We start from the raw sequence: 7770 nt of genomic DNA, 5'->3' as shown, positions 1-7770 counted from the left end.
GTCCCCGAAACAGAACTCGCACCCAGACGATCACAGCCCCCCGCCGCAAGCGGCCGACGGCGGCCGCCTTCAAGATAACTCCAACGCCGATGCCAGGCCTCGCCCCCCCAACCGTGAGCCGTGTGAGATATCCGGGCTAGGCCTGCGCCCGGGCGAAGGCGCCCACGAACTTGCGGCTCTTGAAACGCCAGCCGTCCGGGGTTTTGGCGAACACGTCGTGGTACTCGGCGACGAACTCCGGGAGATTGTCGAGCGGTGAGAAACGGCGGCCCGGCTCGCCGTCGTGGCGGTAGAGCTGCAGGTAGGTCACGCCCTTCGCCGTATCGGCGTCCTCGATGTCGATCATCGGGGTGGAGCAGACGTGGCGCGACATGCGCGCGGTGTTGTCCTGGCGGGCCTGGAAGGCCTTGGCGATCTTGTCCTTGCCGTCGCGGGTGACTTCGGGACTGGCCCAGACACCGTCGTCGGTGAACAGGTCGGAGACCTTGGCGGCCTCGCCGTGATCGATCAGGTGGCAATAGCGGTAGATCAGCCGTTCGCACTCGCGTTCGGCAAGCAGGCGTTCCATGGGATCCATACAGATCCTCCCCAAAACTAGAGGTCCAGCGCCCCAGCGTTTTCGCAGGTCGCGCCGGATCGCGGAAGGGGGAGGCTGCCTGGCCGCGACCGGAATCCCGCCCCGGATCAGGTCCGGGGTCGCCGGGATGGCCCGCGGTCACTTCTTGTTGGCGAAATCCAGGAAGCGCTGGCGCAGCGTCGGGTCGGTCTTGAAAACGCCGGTGAACTGGGTGGTGATCGTCGAGACGTGCCGGTGGTGGACGCCTCTGGTCGACATGCACTGGTGATTGGCGTCGATCAGCACGGCCACGCCGGCCGCGCGCAGGCTGTCGGTGATGGCGTCGGCGATCTGCTGGGTCATGGTCTCCTGGGTCTGGAGACGCTTGGAGAAGATCTCGACCACCCGGGCGATCTTGGAGATGCCCACGACGCGGTTGGTCGGCATGTAGGCCACGTAGGCCTTGCCCAGGAACGGCGCCATGTGGTGTTCGCAGTGGCTCTCCACCTCGATCTCGCGCAGCATGACGATGTCGTCGTAGCCCTGCACGTCCTCGAAGGTGCGGGAAAGCTCCTTGGCCGGATCGGCCGCATATCCCTCGAACCACTCGGCATAGGCGTCGACGACGCGCTTGGGGGTGTCGAGTACGCCTTCGCGGCGCGGGTCGTCGCCGGCCCAGGCGATCAGGGTGCGCACGGCCTCCATGGCCTCCTCGCGAGAGGGGCGCTTCACGGGGTCAAGATCAAGGTCGGTGTTGGAACCGACCAGGGTTCGGTCGCGGATAGCGTCCATGATGGTGCGAGGTTCTTTCCAGGGCTGAGTTGCGCCGGGACGAGGGTCTCGGAAATGACGCGTGGCTTCCCTTGGTAGGATGGGAGTTCGCCCCGAGGGTTCCCGTGGCTTCCCGATCCGCCCATCTGTATATGGGCCGGACCCGTTTCCGGGCAACCGTCTCGTCGCGTTAGAAAAGATCGATGCCGCTTCAGCTCTACGACACCATGACCCGCGCCAAGCGAGACTTCGTTCCCGCCGATCCCCGCCGGGTGACGATGTATGTCTGCGGGCCGACGGTCTACAACTTCAGCCATATCGGCAATTTCCGGCCCGTCGTGGTGTTCGATGTGCTGTTCCGCCTGCTGCGCCAGCTCTACGGCGAGGCCGCGGTGCGCTATGCGGCCAACGTCACCGACGTGGACGACAAGATCAACGCCAAGGCCGCGGAGGAAGGCGTGCCGATCTCCGCGATCACCGACCGCTACCTGGCGGCCTACAATGGCGACGCCGCGGCGCTGGGCGCCCTGCCGCCCACCGCGCAGCCGCGGGCCACCCAGACCATGGATGCGATCGTCGCTATGATCGGGCGGTTGGTCACCAACGGCTCGGCCTACGCGGCGCAAGGCCATGTGCTGTTCAACACCCAGAGCTTCGCCGACTACGGCAAGCTGTCGGGCCGGCCGCTGGACGAGATGATCGCCGGCGCCCGCGTCGAGGTCGCGCCCTACAAGCAGCACCCCGCCGATTTCGTGCTCTGGAAGCCGTCCAAGCCCGGCGAGCCGGTCTGGGAAAGCCCCTGGGGGCCTGGCCGGCCGGGCTGGCACATCGAGTGCTCGGCGATGATCGAGCAGGAGCTGGGCCTGCCGATCGACATCCACGGCGGCGGCATCGACCTGGTCTTCCCACACCATGAGAACGAGCTGGCCCAGGGGGTCTGCGACGGCCACCACCATGGCGGCTACGCCAACTACTGGCTGCATAACGGCTTCCTGAACATGGGCGAGGAGAAGATGTCCAAGAGCCTGGGCAACGTCGCCCTGGCCCACGACCTCCTGAAGACCCAACCGGGCGAGGTGATCCGCTGGGCTTTGCTGGGCGCGCACTATCGCCAGCCGCTCAGCTGGACCGACGACGCCCTGGTCCAGGCGCGCAATTCCCTGGATCATCTCTACGGCGTGCTGGGCCGCGCGCGGCACATCGAGGCCGGCGGCAGCGGGGCGCTGGCCGAGGAGCAGCTGGAGCCGCTGCTGGACGATCTCAACACCCCGGCCGCCATGGCGCTTTTGAAGAAGCTCGCCACCGATCTGGATGCGGCAGTGCGCAAGGACTCGGGCCAGGCGCCGGCCATCAAGCAGGACCTGATGGCGCTGGCCTCGGTCATGGGTTTCCTACAGGCCGATCCGCAAACCTGGTTCCAGGGCGGCGCGGACGAGGACCTCAAGGCCCGGATCGATGGTTTGGTGCAGGCGCGAGATGCGGCCCGCGTCGCCAAGGATTGGCCCGAGGCCGACCGCTTGCGCGCCGAGCTCACCGCGCTCAACGTCGAGGTGATGGACGGACCCGCCGGCGCCACCTGGCGGATTAAGGAGCAGGCCTGATGCCGATCGCACCCTCGCCGCAACTGAAGGCCGGACTGTTCGCCCGCGGCTCCGGCACGATCAAGGGGCCTAAGCCCACGCCCACCGGCGCCCCGCCGCCGAAACCGCCGAAGGGCCTGCGGATCGAACACAGGGTCGGGGTCCAGGCGCCGGCCGAGGTGGTCTGGGAGGTGCTCTCCGACCTGAAGTCGTGGGGCGAGTGGTGCAAGCTCTATCCCAAGGCTGCGGGCGAGATCCGCATCGGCTCGGTCCTGGACATCACCCTGGCGCTCCCCGGCCGGCCGGAAGAGGAAATCCATCCGACGGTGCTGGAGTGGGTGCCGAATGAACAGCTCCACTGGCGGCTGACCATGCTGGGCGGCCTGGTGAAGACCACCCGCTATTTCGAGATCGAGGCCCTGGCCGAGGCCAGCTGCATCGTCTCCAACGGCGAGCTGATCGCCGGTCTCATGGGGCCCTCGCTCGGCAAGCGCCTGGGCCGCACCATCTACCGCGCCTTCGTGGAGATGGACGACGACCTGAAGGCCCGCGCCGAACTGCTCTGGCCGCGCCGCAAGCCCTAGCCGCCCGCCCGCGTTGCCAGCCGCCCGGGCCGGTGTAGTGTCGCCCTCCTGTCATGGAGGGTGTCCCTTGAGCTTCAAGAAGTGGGTCCTGGCGAGCGCCGCGGTTGCGGCGGTCGCGGGCATGTCGACGGCGGCCGTGGCGGCCGGCAAGGCGAAGTTCGGGACCTGGGGCTACGACGCCACGGCCATGGACGCCTCGGTGAAGCCGGGCGACGACTTCTTCAAATACGTCAACGGCGGCTGGTACAAGCGCACCGAGATCGCGCCCGACCGCATCAGCGCCGGGGTGAGCGTCGTGCTCGCCGACCAGGCCGAACGCGACGTGCGCAGGATCGTCGAGGACCTGGCCAAGGATCCAACCAAGACCGGTCCCGGCGGCAAGCGCGTCGGCGACTTCTACGCCGCCTGGATGGACGAGAAGGGCATCGAGGCGCGCGGGACTGCGCCGCTGAAGCCCTACCTGGCCAAGATCGCCGCGGCCAAGACCAAGGCCGATGTCGCCAAGCTGTTCGCCGCGCCGGGCTTCGAGAGCCCCGTGAACGTCGGGATCAACCCGGACCTCGACAATCCCAACATCTATGTCGTGAGCCTGGATCAATCGGGCCTGGGCCTGCCCAACCGCGACTACTACCTGCGCGACGGCGCCAAGTACGACGCCTTCCGCAAAGCCTACCGGGACTATGTGATCAAGATCCAGACCCTGGCCGACATCCCGAACGCCGCCGCCAAGGCCGACGCGATCATCGCCCTGGAACACAAGATCGCGCAGGCCCACTGGGCGCCGGAAGAGACCCGCGACGTCGACAAGATCAACAACCCGATGACCGTGGCCAAGCTGACAGCTACCGCGCCGCAGTTCCCCTGGGCCGCCATGTTCGCCTCCACCGGCCTGGGCGCGCCGAAGAAGGTGCTGGTGACCGAGCCCAGCGAAGTGAAGGCTGCGGGTGAGCTCTTCGCCTCGACGCCGCTTTCGGTCTGGAAGGACTACCTCGCCTACCACTTCATCCGCACGCACGCGGCCTATCTGCCCCACGCGTTCGACCAGGCGAACTTCGACTTCTTCTCCCACACCCTGCGCGACGTGCCGGTGCAGCGCGAGCGCTGGAAGCGCGGCATCCAGATCATCAACGCCGGGCTCGGCGAAGAAGTCGGTCGCATCTATGTGGCCGAGCACTTTCCGCCGGAGGCAGAGCGCCAGACGAGCGAGCTGATCGCCAATCTGACCGCGGCCTACGGCGAGCGGTTCCAGAAGGCCGCGTGGATGGATGACGCCACGCGCAAGGCCGCGCTGGCCAAGCTCGGAACCTTCGATCCTCGCCTCGGCCATCCGAAGAAATGGATCGACTACTCCAGCCTGAAGATCAGTCGCACGGACCTGCTCGGCGACGTGGTGCGCGAAGAGGCGTTCGAGTGGAACCTGCAGCTCTCGCGCTATCCGAAGCCGGTGGACAAGGGCCTCTGGGACATGGTCCCGCAGGAGGTCAACGCCTACTACAATCCCCAGGCCAACCAGATCACCTTCCCGGCTGCGATCCTCCAGCCGCCCTTCTTCGACCCGAACGCCGACCCAGCCGCCAACTACGGCGGCGAGGGCGCGGTGATCGGCCACGAAATGGGCCATGGCTTCGACGACGAGGGCCGACATTTCGATGAGATTGGAAAGGTGCGCGACTGGTGGACCGCCGACGCCGCCAAGGCGTTCGGGGCCCGCACTGGCGCGTTGGGCGCACAATACGATGGATACGAACCTGTGCCCGGCGTGCACATCAACGGCAAGCTGACCATGGGCGAAAACCTGGGCGACCTCGGCGGCATCGAGGCCGCCTACGCCGCCTGGCGGCGCTACGTGGCCCAGCACGGCGAACCGCCGGTGGTCGATGGCCTCACCGGCGACCAGCGGTTCTTCATCGCTTACGCCCAGGTCTGGCAGAACAAGGTCCGCGAGGGCGCGCTGCGTCAGCAGCTGCTGACCAACCCGCACAGCCCGGCCGAGTACCGGGTCAACGGCATCGTGCGCAACGTCGACGCCTGGTACGCCGCGTTCAACGTCAAACCCGGCGACAAGCTCTACCTGCCGCCGGAGCAGCGGGTGCATGTGTGGTAGGGCTAGGTCCTAGGCTTGCCGCCCCAGCAGCGGGTCGCTGACGCTGGGCCTGCCGTCCTCGCCGTGACCGGCGAGGCGGCGCTGGAAGCTGGGGGCTTCGGCGCAGGTGACGATCAGGTCGTACCAGTTGTGGCCGACCTTCAGGTCCCAGGCATCGACCACCGAAGCCCCGGGCTCAAGGCGATGCAACCGCGCGGGCGACTGCGAATAGGCGCTCGGCGCCACGTCCAGGGTCAGCGGTTTCGAACCCGAGTTCTTCAGGGCGACCAGCAGGCGGCCGGTCTTGGCGTCGAAGTTGGCTGAGGCTTCCGGACCGGGTGCGGCCGCCTCGCCGCGGAAGCCGCGCAGGAAGCCGTTGGGGCCATAGAGCGTCAGGTCGTAACGGCCGTCTGCGGCCACCTCGTCCATCACCCGCTTGCCAGCCTCCACAGCATAGAACCGCGGCTCGCCGCCGTGCGCGACGCGCAGGTCGAAGGCCGCCCCGGCGGCGCCGGTGTTGGCCAGCGTCAGCGCCAGCACGCCAGGTTTCACCTGGCCCGAAACATCGAACGCGTAGGGCAGGGCGCGCGCCAGCCGCGGGCCCGGCTCCTGGCGCGGATGGGCCTCGGCGACGTCCGGGACCTTCGGCATGGGCAGGGTGGCCTTGGCCTTCTGCGCGCGGGCCGGGAGGCCTGAGGCGTCGGGCAGGCGCGGCGCGGCGCGGTTCGGGGTCTTGAAGTCGAACAGGCTCGTCAGGTCGCCGCAAACCGAACGCCGCCAGGGCGAGATGTGCGGCTCCATCACCCCGAAGCGCGCCTCCAGGAAGCGGATCACCGAGGTGTGGTCGTGCAGTTGCGAATTGACATAGCCGCCCTTGCTCCAGGGCGAGATGACCAGCAGCGGCACCCGCGGACCCAGGCCCACAGGCTCGCCGTGATAGTCCTCGTGGGTCGTCGCCACGGTGCTCTTGCCCGCGGCCGTTCCCACCGGCGGGATCGGCGGCGGAACGTGGTCGAAGAAGCCGTCGTTCTCGTCGTAGTTCAGGATGAAGGCGGTCTTGGCCCAGACCTTGGGGTTGGACGCCAGCGCCGCGATCAGCCGCGCGGTCAGGTGCTCGCCGTCCGACGGGCTGGCCTGCGGGTGCTCCGACAGCTTGTAGTTGGTGACGATCCAGGAGACCTGCGGCAGGCGGTCGGCGGCCACGTCCGACGTGAATTGTTCGACCAGATGCGAACCGTCGCTGTCCTTGCAGTTGTCCTTCGTCGACCCGGCCGACCAGGCGCGGCCGCGCTGGTACAGCACCGAATCCGGCCCGATGCCGCGGAAGGTCTTGAAGTAGGCCAGGCCGTTGTCGCCGTAGTTCTCGTACTCTTGGTAGACCTTCCAGGAAACGCCCGCCGCCTGCAGCCGTTCGGCGTAGGTAGGCCAGTCCAGACCCTTGAACTCGGGGGAGTCCTCGGCCGGATTGGCGTTGTTGTTCTTCTCCTCCGGCGGGTTCTGAATGACGATCTTGCTGTCATCCTTCGCCGCCAGGCCGCTGGTGCCGGTGAACAGGAACAGCCGGTTCGGGTTGGTCGGGCCGAAGATCGAGCAGTGATAGGCGTCGCAGATCGTGAAGGCGTCGGCGAGGGCGTAGTAGAACGGGATGTCGGCGCGGGTGAAGTAGCCCATTGTCAGCGGCGTCTTGGTCGGGACCCAGGCGTCGTGGTGCTTCCACCGCGCGTGACTGCCCTTCCAGCTGTGATCCAGGTCGAACATGGTCTCGGCGCGGGTCGAGCTGGTGTCGAGATGGAAGGGGCTTACCGTCGAGACCCCGTCCTTCGCCGGTTGTTTCCACACCGGCTGGCCGCTGGGCAGTGTCAGCGGGCGCGGGTCGCCGTAGCCGCGCACGCCGCGCAGGGTCCCGAAGTAGTGGTCGAAGCTGCGGTTCTCCTGCATCAGGATCACCACGTGCTGGACGTCGGCGATCGTGCCAGTGACCCGGTTGGCGGGCAGGCTCAGCGCCTTGGCCACGCCCGGCGGCAGCGCCGCCGCGCCCACGGCGCCGGCCGCCAGCTGCAGGAACGCCCTGCGATCTTCCGAGCGATGCGCCACGGCCTGCCCCCAATTTCCTAAGCCCAGGCCTGATGGTGGACGCGCCGATAGCGGAACTCAACACGCGTCCCGATAAACTGGGTGAATATAATCTCTACTGAT

General features: G+C 67.6%; 6 protein-coding genes. 3 read left to right on the top strand and 3 right to left on the bottom strand.

Annotated features, from left to right (window positions below; all coding sequences use genetic code 11):
• Positions 1-136 precede the first annotated feature (136 nt).
• A complete protein-coding gene (locus VHS75_RS06020; RefSeq protein WP_329637706.1) occupies positions 137-568 on the bottom strand; it encodes a nuclear transport factor 2 family protein in 432 nt (143 codons plus the stop codon).
• Between the two features lie 147 nt (positions 569-715).
• Positions 716-1348, bottom strand: coding sequence for a GTP cyclohydrolase I FolE (gene folE, locus VHS75_RS06015; RefSeq protein ID WP_329637705.1), 633 nt, complete (start codon positions 1346-1348; stop codon positions 716-718).
• 182 nt (positions 1349-1530) lie between these two features.
• Between folE and cysS the strand changes: the two genes are divergently transcribed.
• The 3 genes from cysS (at position 1531) to VHS75_RS06000 (ending at position 5595) form a co-directional block, all read left to right on the top strand.
• Positions 1531-2928 carry a cysteine--tRNA ligase gene (gene cysS, locus VHS75_RS06010; protein WP_329637704.1) on the top strand — a complete coding sequence of 466 codons (1398 nt, stop codon included), beginning with the start codon at positions 1531-1533 and terminating at the stop codon, positions 2926-2928.
• Entirely contained in the window at positions 2928-3491 is a 564-nt protein-coding gene (locus VHS75_RS06005) for an SRPBCC domain-containing protein (RefSeq protein ID WP_329637703.1), read from the top strand. The genes cysS and VHS75_RS06005 overlap by 1 nt, the downstream gene beginning before the upstream one ends.
• A gap of 67 nt (positions 3492-3558) precedes the next feature.
• Positions 3559-5595 carry a M13 family metallopeptidase gene (locus VHS75_RS06000; protein ID WP_329637702.1) on the top strand — a complete coding sequence of 679 codons (2037 nt, stop codon included), beginning with the start codon at positions 3559-3561 and terminating at the stop codon, positions 5593-5595.
• A gap of 9 nt (positions 5596-5604) precedes the next feature.
• Here VHS75_RS06000 and VHS75_RS05995 read toward each other — a convergent pair whose 3' ends face one another.
• Positions 5605-7668, bottom strand: a complete 2064-nt coding sequence (locus VHS75_RS05995) for a phosphocholine-specific phospholipase C (RefSeq protein ID WP_329637701.1) — start codon at positions 7666-7668, stop codon at positions 5605-5607.
• Positions 7669-7770 lie beyond the last annotated feature (102 nt).

The organism is Phenylobacterium sp., assembly GCF_036264965.1.
Taxonomy (GTDB): domain Bacteria; phylum Pseudomonadota; class Alphaproteobacteria; order Caulobacterales; family Caulobacteraceae; genus Phenylobacterium.
Note: the sequence above shows the minus strand (reverse complement) of the source record. Positions and strands in the feature narration are given on the sequence as shown.

What these genes read in the sequence shown, in the direction of transcription:
- VHS75_RS06020 (WP_329637706.1), bottom strand. Translation starts at nt 568, where the DNA reads ATGGAACGCCTGCTTGCCGAACGCGAGTGCGAACGGCTGATCTACCGC.
- folE (WP_329637705.1), bottom strand. Translation starts at nt 1,348, where the DNA reads ATGGACGCTATCCGCGACCGAACCCTGGTCGGTTCCAACACCGACCTT.
- cysS (WP_329637704.1), top strand. Translation starts at nt 1,531, where the DNA reads ATGCCGCTTCAGCTCTACGACACCATGACCCGCGCCAAGCGAGACTTC.
- VHS75_RS06005 (WP_329637703.1), top strand. Translation starts at nt 2,928, where the DNA reads ATGCCGATCGCACCCTCGCCGCAACTGAAGGCCGGACTGTTCGCCCGC.